The organism is Pigmentiphaga sp. MLSB6-MA01 (genome assembly GCF_058793475.1).
Genome location: NZ_JBXAFV010000017.1, coordinates 108,009 through 122,930 on the forward strand (window position 1 = coordinate 108,009; position 14,922 = coordinate 122,930).

A 14,922-nucleotide genomic window follows, 5' to 3' on the forward strand; every position below is an offset into this window, starting at 1 on the left:
CCCAACAAAAAAACCCGCTTTCGCGGGCTTCATTGAACGCCTGAAAATGGCGTAGAAACTGGCGGAGAGGGTGGGATTCGAACCCACGGTACGGGGTTACCGTACGCCTGATTTCGAGTCAGGTACATTCGACCACTCTGCCACCTCTCCGTGCACCTTTCAGTGCTTGCCTGGCCCGTGGCCGGAACCAGACAACAGCCCGCAAATATAGCACAGAAATTCGCGCTGTGTCCTCCAGTCGCTAATCCGTAAGCTTCTTGAACACCGTGAGCCCCAGCACCAGGAAGATCACGAACAGGATCAGGAACAAGAAGAACAGGAACTTGGCGATGGCCGCCGCGCCGGCGGCGATGCCGGTGAATCCGAACAGCGCGGCGATGATCGAGACCACGAAAAAGATCAATGCCCATTTCAACATGGCTGGCTCCTCCGGGATGTAGGTTTTTCAACCCTAACGCACCCCGGGGAGTCGGACAGGCAGCGAATGTTACGGAGTGAGTCGCTCCACCCCGCCCATGTAGGGCCGCAGGGCCTCGGGCACGACGATGCTGCCGTCGGCCTGCTGGTAGTTCTCCAGGACCGCGACCAGCGCCCTGCCCACCGCCAGGCCGGAACCGTTGAGCGTATGCAGCAGTTCGGGCTTGCCCTGGGCGTTGCGGAAGCGTGCCTGGAGGCGCCGGGCCTGGAAGGCTTCACAATTGGACACCGAAGAAATCTCGCGATACGCGGCCTGGGCCGGCAGCCAGACTTCCAGGTCGTAGGTCTTGGCGGCGCCGAAGCCCATGTCGCCGGTGCAGAGCAGGACGACGCGATACGGCAGGCCGAGCTTGCGCAGCACGGTTTCGGCATGGCCGACCATTTCTTCCAGCGCATCGTAGGAGCGCTCGGGGTGGACGATCTGCACCATCTCGACCTTGTCGAACTGGTGCTGGCGGATCATGCCGCGGGTGTCGCGGCCGGCGCTGCCCGCCTCGGAGCGGAAGCACGGGGTGTGGGCGGTCAGCTTGATGGGCAGCGATTCGGCGTTGACGATCTCGCCGCGTACGGTGTTGGTCAGGGTGATCTCGGAGGTGGAGATCAGGTAGAGGTCTTCGCGCGGCACGGTTTCGCCGTTCTCGTCGACCGATTCGCCGCCCTTGGTCACCCAGAACATGTCGTCCTTGAACTTGGGCAACTGGCCGGTGCCGACCAGGGTGGCGGTGTTGACGATGTAGGGCGTGTAGCACTCGGTGTAGCCGTGCTCGCTGGTCTGGACGTCCAGCATGAACTGCGCCAGGGCGCGGTGCAGGCGGGCGATGGGGCCGCGCATCAGGGTGAAGCGCGAGCCGGACAGCTTGACGGCGGTCTCGAAGTCCAGGCCCAGCGGTTCGCCCAGGGCGACGTGGTCCTTGGCCTCGAAGGGCAGCGGCGCGGGATCGTTGCCGTCGCGGCTCCAGCGGCGCACTTCGACGTTGTCGTCGCCGGAGGCGCCGGTGGGCACGCTGGCGTGCGGCAGGTTGGGCACGGCCAGCAGCATGTCCTGCAGGTCGCGCTGGATGCCGGCCAGGTCTTCCTCGAGCGCCTTCAGGCGGGCGGGAATGGCCTGGGATTCGGCCAGCACGGCGGAAGCGTCCTCGCCCTTGGCCTTGAGCATGCCGATCTGCTTGGCCAGTGCGTTGCGGCGGGCCTGCAGGGTTTCGGTCTCCGTCTGCACCGACTTGCGCCGCGACTCGAGCGAATGGAAGCCGTCGAGGTCTAGCGTGTAGCCCCGGTCCTTGAGCCGGGCGGCCACCGCCTGGGTGTCTTTGCGCAGCAGAGCGATATCGAGCATGGGAAAAAGCCGTGTTGAGAAGGGGAAAAAGGTCGCCCCGGCGGGCGGCGCACGAGGCGGCCTGATCCGGGTAGCCTGATTTTAGCCTCCCCGGCGGGCATTCACCTGGCCAAAGCCTTGCGTCCGGGCGGACACGCGCGGCGGCTAGCCCTTCTTCGCGTCCTTGTCGAGCTCGCGCAGGAAGGCGAGCTTCTGGCCGATCCTGGCTTCCAGCCCGCGGTCGGTGGGCTGGTAGAACTTCGCGCGCAGGCCGTCCGGGAAGTAGTCGACCCCGGCCGCGTAGGCGTGCGGTTCGTCGTGCGCGTAGCGGTACTGCTTGCCGTGCCCCAGTTGCTTGAGCAGCTTGGTGGGCGCGTTGCGCAGGTGCATGGGCACGGGCGCGCTGCCGTTGTCGGCGGCGAAGCGCCTGGCCATGTTGTAGGCGTTGTAGACGGCGTTGGACTTGGCGGCGCAGGCCAGATAGACCACGGCCTGGGCCAGCGCCAGTTCGCCCTCGGGCGATCCCAGGCGTTCGTACACATCCGCCCCCGAGGTCGCGATTTCCAGCGCGCGGGGATCGGCCAGGCCGATGTCCTCGACCGCCATGCGGATCAGGCGGCGCGACAGATAGCGCGGATCGGCGCCGCCGTCCAGCATGCGGCAGAACCAGTACAGCGACGCATCCGGATCCGATCCCCGCACGGCCTTGTGCAGGGCGCTGATCTGGTCGTAGAAGGCGTCGCCGCCCTTGTCGAAGCGCCGCAGGTTCTGCGACAGCGCGGTCTCCAGCCATTCGGCGTCGACCTGCGCGCGCCCCGCTCCGCGCGCCGAATCGGCCACCACTTCGACGGCGTTGATGACGCGGCGGGCGTCGCCGTCGGCCCAGGCCGCCAGTTGCTGCTGCGAGGCTTCGTCGAACTCGATGTCGCCCAGCATGGCGATGGCCTTGGCGATCAGCAGCCGCAGCTCCTCGGCGCTGAGCGATTGCAGCACGTAGACCCGCGCCCGCGACAACAGGGCCGAATTGACCTCGAACGACGGATTCTCGGTGGTGGCGCCGATGAAGGTGAACAGGCCGCTTTCCACATAGGGCAGGAAGGCATCCTGCTGGGCCTTGTTGAAGCGGTGCACTTCATCGACGAAAAGAATGGTGCGGCGCCCCTTCAATTGCGCCGCCTGGGCGGCGACCACCGCGTCGCGGATGTCCTTGACCCCGCCCAGCACGGCCGACATGGCGATGAACTGGGCGTCGAAGGAGTTGGCCATGAGCCGCGCCAGCGTGGTCTTGCCCACGCCCGGCGGCCCCCAGAAGATCATCGAATGCGGCCGTCCCGACTGGAAGGCCACGCGCAGCGGCTTGCCCGGCCCCAGGAGATGGCTTTGCCCGACGACCTCGTCCAGCGCGCGCGGCCGCAGCCGCTCGGCCAGCGGCGCGGCGGCGTCGGGCACCTTGGCGGGCGGGGGCGTATCGTCGGGGAACAGGTCGGACATGGACGAGAAAACGGAAATCAGCGGCCGCCGGCCGGCGCCTGTCCGCCCATGCGCACCACATCCACGCCCGCGGGCGCCGTGAAACGGAAGCTGTCCGGCGGCAGTTGCGGGTTGCGGGCGATGCCGCTGAAGGTGATGGCGGTGGTCTGGCCGAAGGCGTCCAGCAGCTCCAGGCGGGCCGGCAGCCCGTCCTTGAAGGCGATGTCCACGCGCGAGAAACCCGCGTCCGGCGTCTTGGGCGTGGCCCGCAGCCACTGCAGGCCGTCGCGCTCGGGCTGCTCGGCCACGGTGAAGGATTGCTCCAGCGATCCGGATCCGAACAGGATCTGCGCCGGCGAGGAGCCGATGGCCTCGCCCACCTCGCGCACGGTGACCTGGCTCAGGTCCGGGTCGTACTGAAACAACTGCTTGCCATCCGAGACAATCAGTTGTTCGTAGGGCTTGGCCACTTCCCAGCGGAAGCGCCCGGGGCGCTGGAACGAGAAGCTGCCGGACTGCGCCGGCGCCGCCTGCCCCGAGGACCCGCGCGTGACTTGCGAGAAGCTGCCGCGGGCGGACTGGGTGTTGCCCGCGAAGGCGCGCAACTGGTCGATGGCGCCCGCCAGCGCGGCGCCCGGCAGGGCCAGGGCCGCGGCCAGGCCGGCGCCGGCGGCGGCGCGGGCCAGGAAGGCGGTGGTCTTGGAAACGAACGTCATATAGGGGACTCTCCGTGGCGCAGCGCGGCAGGACCGGTCATTCGTCCTGGCTGGCGGGGGCGAGGATCTCCCGGTTGCCGTTGGACTGCATGGCGGAAACCATACCCGAACGCTCCATTTGTTCGAGTAAGCGGGCGGCACGGTTGTAACCGATGCGCAGGTGGCGCTGCACCAGCGATATCGAGGCGCGGCGATGCTTGAGCACCACTTCCACCGCCTGGTCGTACATGGGGTCCGACTCCGCGTCGCCCATGCCGGTCACGCTGCCGAGGCCATCGCCGGTCTCGCCCTCGATGGAGCCTTCCAGGATGCCTTCCTCGTAGTTGGGTTCGCCCTGCGCCTTCAACTGTTCGACCACCCGGTGGACTTCGTCGTCGGTCACGAACGCACCATGGACGCGGGTGGGCAGGCCCGAGCCCGGCGGCATGTACAGCATGTCGCCCTGGCCCAGCAGCGCCTCGGCGCCCATCTGGTCGAGGATGGTGCGCGAATCGACCTTGGACGAGACCTGGAACGAGATCCGGGTCGGGATGTTGGCCTTGATCAGGCCGGTGATCACGTCCACGCTGGGCCGCTGGGTGGCCAGGATCAGGTGGATGCCGGCGGCGCGGGCCTTCTGCGCCAGGCGGGCGATCAGTTCCTCGATCTTCTTGCCCACCACCATCATCAGGTCGGCCAGCTCGTCGATCACCACCACCACCATCGGCAGCGGCTGGAGCGGCTCGGGCGCATCGGGCGTGAGCGAGAACGGATTGGGAATGGGCGCCTCGCGCTTGATGGCGTCGTGGATCTTGGTGTTGTAGCCGGCCAGGTTGCGCACGCCCATCTTGCTCATCAGCCGGTAGCGCTTGTCCATCTCGGCCACGCACCAGTTCAGCGCGTTGGCGGCCTGCCGCATATCGGTCACGACCGGCGCCAGGAGGTGCGGAATGCCCTCGTAGACACTCATTTCGAGCATTTTCGGGTCGATCAGGATCAGGCGCACCTGGGTGGGATCGGCCTTGTACAGCAGTGACAGGATCATGGCGTTGATCCCCACCGATTTGCCGGAGCCGGTCGTGCCGGCCACCAGCAGGTGGGGCATCTTGGCCAGGTCCGCCACCACCGGCTTGCCGGCGATGTCCTTGCCCAGCGCCATGGTCAGCATCGACGAGCTGCCGTGATAGGTCTGCGACCCCAGGATCTCGGACAGCTTGACGGTCTGGCGCCGCAGGTTGGGCAGTTCCAGGCCCATCAGGTTCTTGCCGGGTATGGTCTCGACCACCCGGACGCTGACCAGGCTCAGCGCCCGCGCCAGGTCCTTGGCCAGGTTGACGATCTGGCTGCCCTTGACGCCCACCGCCGGTTCGATCTCGTAGCGGGTGATGACCGGCCCGGGCTGGGCGGTGACCACGGAAACCTGGACGCCGAAGTCGGCCAGTTTCTTCTCGATCAGGCGCGAAGTGAACTCCAGGGTCTCGGTGGACACGGTTTCCTGGGCCGGCGGCGGCGGATCGAGCAGGCTGAGCGGCGGCAACTGGCTGTCGGTGATCTCGGCGAACAGGGCCTGCTGCTTTTCCTTTTCGACGCGCTCGGACTTGGGCACCACGGTGACCGCCGGCTCGATGCGCACGGGTTGTTCGTGAACCAGTTTTTCCTGCTTGGCGACCACGACCTCGGCGCGGGCCTGCACGGCCACCTCGCCCACCTTGCGGTCCTCCCGGGCCTGCCAGGAGTTCCTGACGCGGCGCAGCCCCGACTCCAGCCAGGAGCCGATCCTTTCGGCCACCACCAGCCACGAGAATCCGAAGAACAGGCTGGCGCCGATGGCGAACAGGACCAGCAGCAGCAGGGTCGCGCCGGTATAGCCGAACGAGGACGAGGCGTACTTGGCGATGGTCTCGCCTATCATGCCGCCGCTGCCGTGCGGCAGCGAGTCGCCGAAGGACCGCAGGCGCAGCGCCTCGAGCCCGACCGAGCCGACCATGAGGGCGAAAAAGCCCAGGCCCTGCTCCCAGCGCACGCGCTGGGGCACGTCGGATTCGGAACCGCCGCGCAGGAACTGGTGGGCCAGCCGCAGGTAGCTGGCGTAGACGCGCTGCAGCAGCAGTACGACGAACCACCAGGCCGAGGCGCCGATCAGGAACAGGATGAGGTCCGCCAGCCAGGCGCCGAAGCGGCCCCCGCTGTTGTGGACATGGTCGATCTGGACGGCGTGCGACCACCCCGGATCGCCCGAGTTGTAGGTAGCCAGCACCAGGGTCAGATAGACCGCCAGGGCGGCGAACAGGATCCAGCGCGCCTCGCGGAACAGGCGGGACAGGCGGCCGGGCAAGGCACCGGTCGAATTGCCGGTGTTCTGCGAATTGCGGGTATTCCCCGCGGTAGCGGTACGTGCCATGGGCTGATTATAAGTGGCCGGCGCCCGGTCAAGCGCTCCAAGGCTATCGCAGCCATAGAAATATACAATTCCGCCTACGCGCCAGGCTCCGGGGTTGAAACTCCCGGGGGGCGGGATCACCTATGATGATGGTTGCGAATCGGCGCTCGGCGCCAGGAAATTGTTGAGATCATGAGCCAAGACAAACACGCGAAAGTCCTCGTCCTCGGGTCGGGGCCGGCCGGGTATACCGCCGCCGTCTACGCCGCCCGGGCCAATCTGTCGCCCATGCTGATCACCGGCGTCGAACAGGGCGGCCAGTTGATGACGACGACCGAGGTGGACAACTGGCCCGCCGATGTCAACGGCGTGCAGGGGCCGGAGCTGATGCAGCGCTTCCAGCAGCATGCCGAGCGTTTCAATACCGACATCGTCTTCGATCACATCCACACCGCGCACCTGGACCAGCGGCCGTTCAAGCTGGTCGGTGATTCGGGCACCTACACCTGCGACGCGCTGGTCATCGCCACCGGCGCCTCGGCCAAGTACCTGGGCCTGCCGTCGGAAGAACACTACAAGGGCCGCGGCGTCTCGGGCTGCGCGACCTGCGACGGGTTTTTCTACAAGAACCAGGACGTCGCCGTGGTCGGCGGCGGCAACACGGCCGTGGAAGAAGCGCTGTACCTGGCCAACATCTGCCGCACCGTCACCCTGGTCCATCGCCGCGACAAGTTCCGCGCCGAGCCCATCATGGTCGACAAGCTCAACGAGAAGGTCCAGGAAGGCCGCGTGATCCTGAAGGTCTTCAACGAACTGCAGGAAGTGCTGGGCGACGATTCGGGCGTGACCGGGGCGCGGCTGCGCAACAACCAGACCGGCCAGACCGAGGACATCGCCGTCACCGGCGTCTTCATCGCCATCGGCCACCAGCCCAACACCGGCATCTTCAAGGGCCAGGTGGACATGAAGGACGACTACATCATCACCCGCAGCGGCCTGAACGGGCTGGCCACGATGACCTCGGTCCCCGGCGTGTTCGCCGCCGGCGACGTGCAGGACCACGTGTACCGCCAGGCCATCACCAGCGCCGGCACGGGCTGCATGGCGGCCCTGGACGCCCAGCGCTGGTTGGACGGCGAAGCCGTTTAACCCCAAGAGAAGCCCACCCCCTACGCCCTTTGGGCGCCCCCTCAAGGGGGCGGCACTGGCGGACCGGCAAAGCCGGATCCGCGGCGCCCTGGATCAAGGCAGACAAGTGGTGTCTCGTACCAAGAAGATCGACACAGACCCAGGATGCGGTGGATCCGGCTCCGCCGGTCCACCCGCATCGCCCCCTGGGGGGCGCGCGAAGCGCGTAGGGGGGGGCCTGTCCAGCCTGAAGGTGTTGCAGCGGGAGTTGCAGGACCAGCGGCTGGCGGCGGAAGCCGCGGAGCGGGAGGCGCGGCGGCGGGCGGAGGAAGCCCGGCGGGCCGCGGTCGAGTTTCGGGCGCTGGTGGGCGGGGTGGTGCCGCTGAAGGACACGGGCAGGGTCGATCCCTCGCCGGTCGCGCCCGCTCCCCTGCCCTACAAGCGCTGGGAAGACGAATCCGAGGTGCTGCGGGAATCCATTTCCGACGACTACGGCGCCGACTGGCTGATCGATACCGACGACACGCTGTCCTACCGCCGCAGCGGCCTGGGACAGGACATCGTGCGCAAGCTGCGGCGCGGCCAGTGGACGGTGCAGGCCCAGCTCGACCTGCATGGCCACCGGGTGGACGAAGCCCGCGAGGCGCTGGGGGATTTCCTGCGCGCCTGCGTGCGGCAGGAGATGCGCTGCGTGCGCATCATCCACGGCAAGGGGCTGGGATCGAAGAACCGTACGCCCATCCTGAAGGAAAAGGTGCGGCGCTGGCTGGTACAGAAGGAAGAAGTGCTGGCCTTCGTCGAAGCCCGGGCCAACGACGGCGGCTCCGGCGTGGTGCTGGTGCTGCTGCGGGGCCCGGACCGGCCGGCCTGAGCCCGGCGGGCGTCAGCGCTTGGGCATCGCCTCGGGCGACAAATGCGCCGGCGCATCGTCGCGCCGCTTCTGGCGCCACTCCATGATGGTCTTGAGCAACAATGTCAGCATGGCCATGCAGGCCAGCAGCGCCGCGGCCGTGAAGGCGGCGGCGGTCTTGTAGTCGTTGTTGAGCTGTTCCACCAGCAGCGGCAGCGTCAGGGTCTGGTTCATGATGGTGCCGGACACCACCGACACCGCGCCGAATTCACCCACCGCCCGGGCATTGGTGATGACGATGCCGTACAGCAGCGCCCACTTGATGTTGGGCAGGGTCACGCGACGGAAGATCTGCCAGCCGGAGGCTCCCAGCGACAGGGCCGCGATTTCCTCGTCGGCGCCCTGGGCCTGCATCAGCGGGATCAGGATGCGGGCCACGTAGGGCGAGGTCACGAACACCGTCACCATGATGATGCCGGGCCAGGCGAACATCAGTTGGATGTCATGGCTGTACAGCCACTTGCCCAGCGTGCTTTCCAGCCCGTAGACCACCAGGTAGCACAGGCCCGCCACCACCGGCGAGGTGGCGTAGGGGATGTCGACCAGCGTGGTCAGCAGCCGCCGGCCGAAGAAGTCGTAGTGCGTCACGCACCAGGCCAGCAGGATGCCGAACACCAGGTTGATCGGCACCGTCGCCAGCGTGGTCAGCACGGTCAGGCCGATCGCGTGCTTCATGAAGTCTTCGTCCAGGTTCTGGGCCAGCAGGCTCCAGCCGCCCGACAGCGCCTGCGAGAAGATCAGCGCCAGCGGCACGACCAGGATCAGCACCGCGAGCACGATGCCCAGCGCGATCAGCAACCATTGATGGACGAGAGTGGGCCGTTTGTTGGTCATGGCAATCGTGTCAGTTATCCATAAGGCCAGAAGGCCCCGCCCGACCCAGGACGCCGCGGATCCGGCTCCGCCGGTCCGCCAGCGTCGCCCCCTTGAGGGGGCGCGCGAAGCGCGTAGGGGGTGGGTTCATTCATTTGCGTAGTAGTCGTCCCTGGACGACCTGCAGCAGGAACAGCAGCAACAGCGAGGCGATCAGCACCACCGAGGCGATGGCGGCGGCGGCAGGATAGTCGAACTCCTGCAGGCGCACGAAGATCATCAGCGACGTGATCTCGGTCTGGAACGGGATGTTGCCGGCGATCATGATGACCGCGCCGAATTCGCCCAGGCTGCGGATGAAGGCCTGCGAGGCGCCGGAGATCAGCGCCGGCACCAGGCTGGGCAGCAGTACGCGCCAGAAGGTCTGCCAGCGCGTGGCGCCCAGCGTGGAAGCGGCTTCCTCGAACTCGGGCTCGAGGTCTTCCAGCACGGGCTGCAGCGAGCGCACGATGAACGGCAGGCTGGTGAAGATCATGGCCACCACCAGCCCGGGGTAGGCATACGAGATCTTGATGCCTAGCGGCTCGAACCAGCGCCCCAGCCAGCCATTGGGCACGAACAGCGCCGACAGCGTGATGCCGGCCACCGCCGTGGGCAGGGCGAACGGCAGGTCGACCAGCGCGTCGATCAGCCGCCGGCCGGGAAAGTCGTAGCGGGACACGATCCAAGCGAGCACGAAGCCCACGCCGGTGACGATGACGGTCGAATAGAACGCCCCGGACACCGTGACCTTGTAGCTCTGCACGACGCGGGGGTCGGAAATCGCCCGCCAGTACTGGGCCCAGGTCATGTCGCCGACATACAGCAGCAGGGCCGACAAGGGCACCAGGATGACCAGGCTGAGGAACAGCACCGAAAAGCCGAAGCTCGGCACGAAGCCGGGCAGGACCGGCGGACGGCGGAAAAAGCGGAAGGACGGATTCACGGCGTAGGCGGCGGGATCGGGGCGGAAGCGAAGAAGCGCGGCCCCCCTGCGGGGTGGCCGCGCCTTGCCGGGAAGGATTGTACGGCACCGGCCTGGCGGCCGGCGCCGCCACGATCAGCGCTTGGCCAGCAACTGGTCCAGCACGCCGTTGGAGCCGAAGTGGTTCTTGGTGATGTCGTCCCAGGAACCCAGCACCTTGGTCGGATCGATCAGACGCACCTTGGAATAGCGGTCGGCCACGACCTTGGCGACGTCGGGGTGGTTGACCCGGTAGTTGAAGGTGGTCAGCAGCAGCTGGATCTCGCGGGTGTACTGGTAGTTCAGGTACTCGGTGGCGAGCTGGCGGGTGCCCTTCTCGTCCACGACCTTGTCGACCACGGCCACGGGGAATTCGGCCAGCACCGACACCGGCGGCACGACGACTTCATAGCCGCCCGCCTTGAATTCCTCGCCCTTGGCGATGTTGATCACTTCCGACTCGAAGGTCAGCAGCACGTCGCCCTGCCCGTTCTGCGCGAACGCCACGGTCGCGCCGCGCCCGCCGGTGGGGAAGTTGACGACGTTGTGCAGGACCTTGCCGACGAACTGCTTGATCTTCTCCTGGTCGCCGCCGAACTTCTCGTTGGCGTACAGCCAGGCGCCCAGGTAGGTGTAGCGCGCGTTGCCCGAGGTCTTGGGGTTCGGGAACACCAGCTTCACGTCGTCGCGCGCCAGGTCGTCCCAGCCCTTGACGTTCTTGGGATTGCCCTTGCGCACCAGGAAGGCGATGGTGCTGTAGTACGGCGAGCTGTTGTTCGGGAAGGCTTTCTGCCAATCCTTGCGGAGCAATCCGCGCTGGGCCAGGATGTCCACGTCCGGCACCTGGTTGAAGGTCACGACGTCGACCTTCTTGCCCTGGATGATGTCCTGCGCCTGGCGCGAAGTGCCGGCGAACGACTGGTCGATCTTGACGTCGTGGCCGGTCTTGGCCTTCCAATACGCCTGGAACTTGGGATTGACCGCGGCGAACACCTCGCGGGCAACGTCGTACGAGGCGTTCAGCAGCGGCTTGTCCTGGGCTTGCGCCGTCCCCGTCACTGCCGTGAGCAGCGCGGCCGACGTGGCCGCGAGCACGATGATCTTCTTGAACATGAAACGGCGTCCTTGGCTTGGTTGATGTGATTCACGAAGGATGCAACCGTAACAAAATCACATATGCAACCAAACCACATATTCATCATTTTTTAATTACCCAATGAAATAAACCAGGCGCCATGCGGCTAGACCGGGCTCAGGTACTTGGCCCGCGGCCGCATCGTGAAGCCCGCCAGCCTTTGCTCGATGGCATGCGCCGCCCAGCCCGCGCTGCGGCCGATCATCCACAATGCCGAGGCCGAACCACGAGGCAGCCCCAGCCCCCTTGCCAGGCTGACCAGGCCCACGTCGATGCGCGGGTGCAACATGTCGCCCCCGGCCGGCCCGGTGGCAAGCCCGGACAGGGCCTGGTCCCCCAGGCCCGCCGGCAAGGATGACGCGAGGTCGATCAGGTAGCGCGCGCGGGGATCCCCCTTGGGATAGGAAACCGGGTTGAAACCTGGGATCTGGCGTCCCGTGGAGACGTAGGCCGAGATCAGGCTTTGCAGTTCCTGCTCGCTGCGGACCCCGCGCAGCAGGTCTTCGGTGCGGTCGCATCCGCCGCCGAAGCGTATGCCCGAATGCGTGACGATGGCGGCTTGCAGGCAGGCACCCAGGTCGGCCCCCGCCGACGCGGCCACGCGCGCAGCGAACGTGGCCGGAGAAAGTTCGTGGTCCGCGCATACGACCAGGGCCGCGTTGATGGCCGCCGCGCGGGCATCGGCCGCGTCCTCGCCAGCCAGGCCGCGTGCCAGGATCTGTGCGATGGACAGCGCGCGCGCCGGACGGAACACCTGCTTGCGGGGGCCCAGCAACCCCATCGCGCAGGCATGGAGCCGGATTAGGCGCGCGGCATCCGCGGCGGTCGTGCCGCGCTCGAAATCCGGCTTGCCCGACATCGCCATGGCCAGCACGGACGTCGCCAGCGACATCAGATTCGCGCCGGTCAGCGCATCGCTGCCGCGCGCGGCCTGTTCGATGCCATCCAGCACCTGGGAAGGCGGCGGGCTTGCATCCCAGGCCAGCAGGTCCGGCACGTCGACGCCTGTCCACAGCAGCTCGGCCACGGACTCGAAACTGCGGCCGCTCCGTGCCAGCTCGATGGCCGGCCGGCCCCGGTAGCGCGGCCCGCCTTCCGATAGGTCGGTGATCGACGTGGTCAGCACCGGCTGGCCCCAGCGCACCGCCGACTCGACCGTTTCCGGTATCCCCGCGCGCCCGCCCATGCGGGTGGCGGCCCGCTCCACGTCCTCGCGGAAATACAGGCGGGCGCGGGTGCCCGGCTGGGTGACGGAACGGATCAGCCCCCGGCTCACGTAGGAGTACAGGGAAGGAATCTTCACATCGAGCAGTTCCGCCGCCTGCGGGGCGGTCAGGTACTCGGACCGGGGGGTCGTCTTGCTCACCGCCATCCTTTCATGGATTAAATAATCAATCTTGATCGAGTATAGATTCAATCTTTACACTGGGCAAAACCCAACGCACGCCCACAGTGCGTCCCGATCTGGAGACAAGAAATGGCTTCCCCTTTCCTGGCGCGCCGCGCCGCGACGCTTGGCCTCGCCCTGGCCCTGGCCGCCGGCTGGCTACCCGCCGGGGCCGCGCCCAAGCAGGTCCGCCTGGTCGTGCCGTTCCCGCCCAGCGGCAACCTCGACACCATCACGCGCCAGGTGGCCGAAGGGCTGCAACAGACTTTCGGCGTGGTCATCGTCGAAAACCGGCCCGGCGCCAATGGCAACATCGGCGCGGACAACGCCTACAAAAGCGCGCCGGACGGCTCGACGCTGATGTTCGCCCCGTACGGGCCGATCGCGGTCAACCAGCACCTGTACCCCCGGCTCAGCTACGATCCCGCGCAATGGGTGCCGGTGGCGATGCTGGGCACCGTGCCCAACGTGCTGGCCATCCACCCCAGCCTGCCGGTCCACGACCTGGCCGGGTTCATCGCCTACCTGCGCGCCAACCCGGGCAAGGTGGCTTTCGCGTCGCAGGGCGCGGGCTCGTCGTCGCACCTGGCCGCGGAGCTGTTCATGCAGTTGACCGGAACGAGCATGCTGCACATCCCGTACAAGGGCACCGGACCGGCGCTGGTCGACCTACTGGGCGGGCAGGTCACGGTGTTCTTCGATACGCTCAGTTCCAGCGGCAAGTACCAGAAAAGCGGCAAGCTGCGCATTCTCGCGGTGGCCGACGACAAGCGCTCGCCGCTGCTGCCGGAGGTCCCGACCTTCGCCGAGGCGGGACCGCCATCGATGACGCGGATGATGGCCAACGCCTGGTACGCGGTGGTCGCGCCGCCCAAGACACCGCGCGACGTGGTCCAGAAATACGAACGCGCCATCAACGAGGTGCTGGCCTCGCCGGCCACCAAGCGGAAATTCGAGGAAATGGGCATCGATCCGCTCATCACCACTTCCGCCGAAGCCGGCCGCTTCATGCAGCAGGAAACGGAAAAGTGGGGCCAGGTGATACGCGCCGGCAAGATCACGCTCGATTGACGACAGGACCCGGGACACGCGGCATGCAGAACCATCCGAACACGGCCGGCACCCGCCAGCGCATCGCCGATGCGCTGGCGATGATGGAGGCGGCCGGCATCATCGATTTCAACGGCCATTTCAGCGCCCGCACCGGCGCGGACCGCTTCCTGATCAACTCGGGGGCGTCGGTGCGCAGCGCCATCAGCGCCGCCGACATCGTCGAAGTGGACCTGGACGGACAACCACTGGACGGCGGCGCCAGGCCGCCCATGGAATTCCACATTCACGCCTCGATCTATCGCAGGCGCCCCGACGTCGGCGCGGTGGCCCACACCCACCCGCTGTGGTCGACGCTGTTCAGCAGTGTGGGCAGGCGGGTCGAACCCGTCACCATGCAGGCGGCGCTGCTGGGAGAGATCCGGGAGTTCCCGAAAACGGCGTCGATCAACACGCGCGAACTGGGCGACGAGCTGGCGGACTGCCTGGGCAACGCTCGCGTGGCAATGCTGAAGTCGCACGGCGCGGTGGTGGCGGCCGAAGGGGTGCTGGAGGTGTTCGTGCTGGCCTGCTACCTGGAGGAAACGGCCCACCGGCAGTATCTGGCGAGCCAGCTTGGCGCGCCCCAGGTGCTGGATGCGGCGCAACGGGAAAAGATACGCGGCAACCTGTGGAAGCCGCATCTGCTGCAGAAGGTGTGGGACTACCACCACGCCAAGCTGCAAGGCGATGCCGGCCGCTAGGACCTCTTGACGCCAGGGGCGGCCGGCGCCGGGGAACCGCTCAGACCGCGGCTTCGCCGGTCTCGCCGGTGCGGATGCGGATGACCTGCTCGACGTGCGTGACGAAGATCTTGCCGTCGCCGATCTTGCCCGTGCGCGCCACGCGGATGATGGCCTCCACGGCCTGGTCGACCAGTTCGTCGGCGATCACCAGTTCGATACGGATCTTCGGCAGGAAGTCCACCACGTATTCGGCACCGCGATAGAGCTCGGTGTGCCCCTTCTGGCGGCCGAAGCCCTTGACTTCCGTCACGGTCAGACCATTGACGCCAACCTGGGCCAGCGCCTCGCGGACCTCGTCGAGCTTGAACGGTTTGATGATGGCGGTGACTTGCTTCATGGTTGGACCTTTGTGGAAACGCTGGCGAAAATATCGAAGA

General features: G+C 67.0%; 14 protein-coding genes and 1 tRNA gene. 4 read left to right on the forward strand and 11 right to left on the reverse strand.

What is annotated here, in order from left to right; genetic code table 11:
• Window positions 1-59: 59 nt before the first annotated feature.
• The 6 genes from AC1Q6E_RS24260 to AC1Q6E_RS24285 form a co-directional block, all read right to left on the reverse strand.
• Window positions 60-150, reverse strand: a tRNA-Ser gene (locus AC1Q6E_RS24260).
• 91 nt (window positions 151-241) lie between these two features.
• Window positions 242-418, reverse strand: coding sequence for a DUF1328 family protein (locus AC1Q6E_RS24265; RefSeq protein WP_152796763.1), 177 nt, complete (start codon window positions 416-418; stop codon window positions 242-244).
• Window positions 419-487: 69 nt separating this feature from the next.
• Window positions 488-1,810 carry a serine--tRNA ligase gene (gene serS, locus AC1Q6E_RS24270; RefSeq protein ID WP_296557096.1) on the reverse strand — a complete coding sequence of 441 codons (1,323 nt, stop codon included), beginning with the start codon at window positions 1,808-1,810 and terminating at the stop codon, window positions 488-490.
• A gap of 144 nt (window positions 1,811-1,954) precedes the next feature.
• Window positions 1,955-3,280: a replication-associated recombination protein A gene (locus AC1Q6E_RS24275; protein ID WP_296557093.1), complete on the reverse strand. Its 1,326-nt coding sequence runs from the start codon at window positions 3,278-3,280 to the stop codon at window positions 1,955-1,957.
• Between the two features lie 17 nt (window positions 3,281-3,297).
• Window positions 3,298-3,975, reverse strand: a complete 678-nt coding sequence (gene lolA, locus AC1Q6E_RS24280; protein ID WP_152796769.1) for an outer membrane lipoprotein chaperone LolA — start codon at window positions 3,973-3,975, stop codon at window positions 3,298-3,300.
• Between the two features lie 37 nt (window positions 3,976-4,012).
• The gene (locus tag AC1Q6E_RS24285; RefSeq protein ID WP_152796770.1) at window positions 4,013-6,355 is read right to left on the reverse strand and encodes a DNA translocase FtsK; all 2,343 of its coding nucleotides are present in this window, start codon (window positions 6,353-6,355) and stop codon (window positions 4,013-4,015) included.
• A gap of 171 nt (window positions 6,356-6,526) precedes the next feature.
• On the opposite strand from AC1Q6E_RS24285, the gene trxB reads away from it, so the two are divergent.
• Complete coding sequence (gene trxB / locus AC1Q6E_RS24290; RefSeq protein ID WP_152796772.1) at window positions 6,527-7,483, forward strand: thioredoxin-disulfide reductase; 957 nt, start codon at window positions 6,527-6,529, stop codon at window positions 7,481-7,483.
• Between the two features lie 109 nt (window positions 7,484-7,592).
• Window positions 7,593-8,333 (forward strand): Smr/MutS family protein, encoded by a 741-nt coding sequence (locus AC1Q6E_RS24295; RefSeq protein WP_296557086.1) that lies wholly within the window; start codon window positions 7,593-7,595, stop codon window positions 8,331-8,333.
• Window positions 8,334-8,345: 12 nt separating this feature from the next.
• Here AC1Q6E_RS24295 and cysW read toward each other — a convergent pair whose 3' ends face one another.
• From cysW to AC1Q6E_RS24315, 4 genes are all read right to left on the reverse strand, one after another.
• Entirely contained in the window at window positions 8,346-9,206 is an 861-nt protein-coding gene (cysW, locus tag AC1Q6E_RS24300; RefSeq protein ID WP_296557083.1) for a sulfate ABC transporter permease subunit CysW, read from the reverse strand.
• Between the two features lie 130 nt (window positions 9,207-9,336).
• A complete protein-coding gene (gene cysT / locus AC1Q6E_RS24305; protein WP_296557078.1) occupies window positions 9,337-10,170 on the reverse strand; it encodes a sulfate ABC transporter permease subunit CysT in 834 nt (277 codons plus the stop codon).
• Between the two features lie 114 nt (window positions 10,171-10,284).
• A complete protein-coding gene (gene cysP / locus AC1Q6E_RS24310; RefSeq protein ID WP_152796779.1) occupies window positions 10,285-11,301 on the reverse strand; it encodes a thiosulfate ABC transporter substrate-binding protein CysP in 1,017 nt (338 codons plus the stop codon).
• A gap of 128 nt (window positions 11,302-11,429) precedes the next feature.
• Window positions 11,430-12,689, reverse strand: a complete 1,260-nt coding sequence (locus AC1Q6E_RS24315; protein ID WP_492573699.1) for a citrate synthase — start codon at window positions 12,687-12,689, stop codon at window positions 11,430-11,432.
• A gap of 111 nt (window positions 12,690-12,800) precedes the next feature.
• Between AC1Q6E_RS24315 and AC1Q6E_RS24320 the strand changes: the two genes are divergently transcribed.
• Both AC1Q6E_RS24320 and AC1Q6E_RS24325 read left to right on the forward strand, forming a co-directional pair.
• Window positions 12,801-13,781 (forward strand): Bug family tripartite tricarboxylate transporter substrate binding protein, encoded by a 981-nt coding sequence (locus AC1Q6E_RS24320; protein WP_152796783.1) that lies wholly within the window; start codon window positions 12,801-12,803, stop codon window positions 13,779-13,781.
• A 23-nt stretch (window positions 13,782-13,804) separates the two neighbouring features.
• A complete protein-coding gene (locus tag AC1Q6E_RS24325; protein WP_152796785.1) occupies window positions 13,805-14,503 on the forward strand; it encodes a class II aldolase/adducin family protein in 699 nt (232 codons plus the stop codon).
• Window positions 14,504-14,543: 40 nt separating this feature from the next.
• On the opposite strand, the gene AC1Q6E_RS24330 is transcribed toward AC1Q6E_RS24325, so the two are convergent.
• Entirely contained in the window at window positions 14,544-14,882 is a 339-nt protein-coding gene (locus AC1Q6E_RS24330) for a P-II family nitrogen regulator (protein WP_152796787.1), read from the reverse strand.
• Window positions 14,883-14,922: the final 40 nt, after the last annotated feature.

Excerpts from the sequence above, each read along its gene's own strand:
- serS (WP_296557096.1), bottom strand. The coding sequence starts at position 1,810 with ATGCTCGATATCGCTCTGCTGCGCAAAGACACCCAGGCGGTGGCCGCC.
- AC1Q6E_RS24330 (WP_152796787.1), bottom strand. The coding sequence starts at position 14,882 with ATGAAGCAAGTCACCGCCATCATCAAACCGTTCAAGCTCGACGAGGTC.
- AC1Q6E_RS24285 (WP_152796770.1), bottom strand. The coding sequence starts at position 6,355 with ATGGCACGTACCGCTACCGCGGGGAATACCCGCAATTCGCAGAACACC.
- AC1Q6E_RS24275 (WP_296557093.1), bottom strand. The coding sequence starts at position 3,280 with ATGTCCGACCTGTTCCCCGACGATACGCCCCCGCCCGCCAAGGTGCCC.
- lolA (WP_152796769.1), bottom strand. The coding sequence starts at position 3,975 with ATGACGTTCGTTTCCAAGACCACCGCCTTCCTGGCCCGCGCCGCCGCC.
- AC1Q6E_RS24325 (WP_152796785.1), top strand. The coding sequence starts at position 13,805 with ATGCAGAACCATCCGAACACGGCCGGCACCCGCCAGCGCATCGCCGAT.
- cysP (WP_152796779.1), bottom strand. The coding sequence starts at position 11,301 with ATGTTCAAGAAGATCATCGTGCTCGCGGCCACGTCGGCCGCGCTGCTC.
- AC1Q6E_RS24320 (WP_152796783.1), top strand. The coding sequence starts at position 12,801 with ATGGCTTCCCCTTTCCTGGCGCGCCGCGCCGCGACGCTTGGCCTCGCC.
- trxB (WP_152796772.1), top strand. The coding sequence starts at position 6,527 with ATGAGCCAAGACAAACACGCGAAAGTCCTCGTCCTCGGGTCGGGGCCG.
- cysW (WP_296557083.1), bottom strand. The coding sequence starts at position 9,206 with ATGACCAACAAACGGCCCACTCTCGTCCATCAATGGTTGCTGATCGCG.
- AC1Q6E_RS24265 (WP_152796763.1), bottom strand. The coding sequence starts at position 418 with ATGTTGAAATGGGCATTGATCTTTTTCGTGGTCTCGATCATCGCCGCG.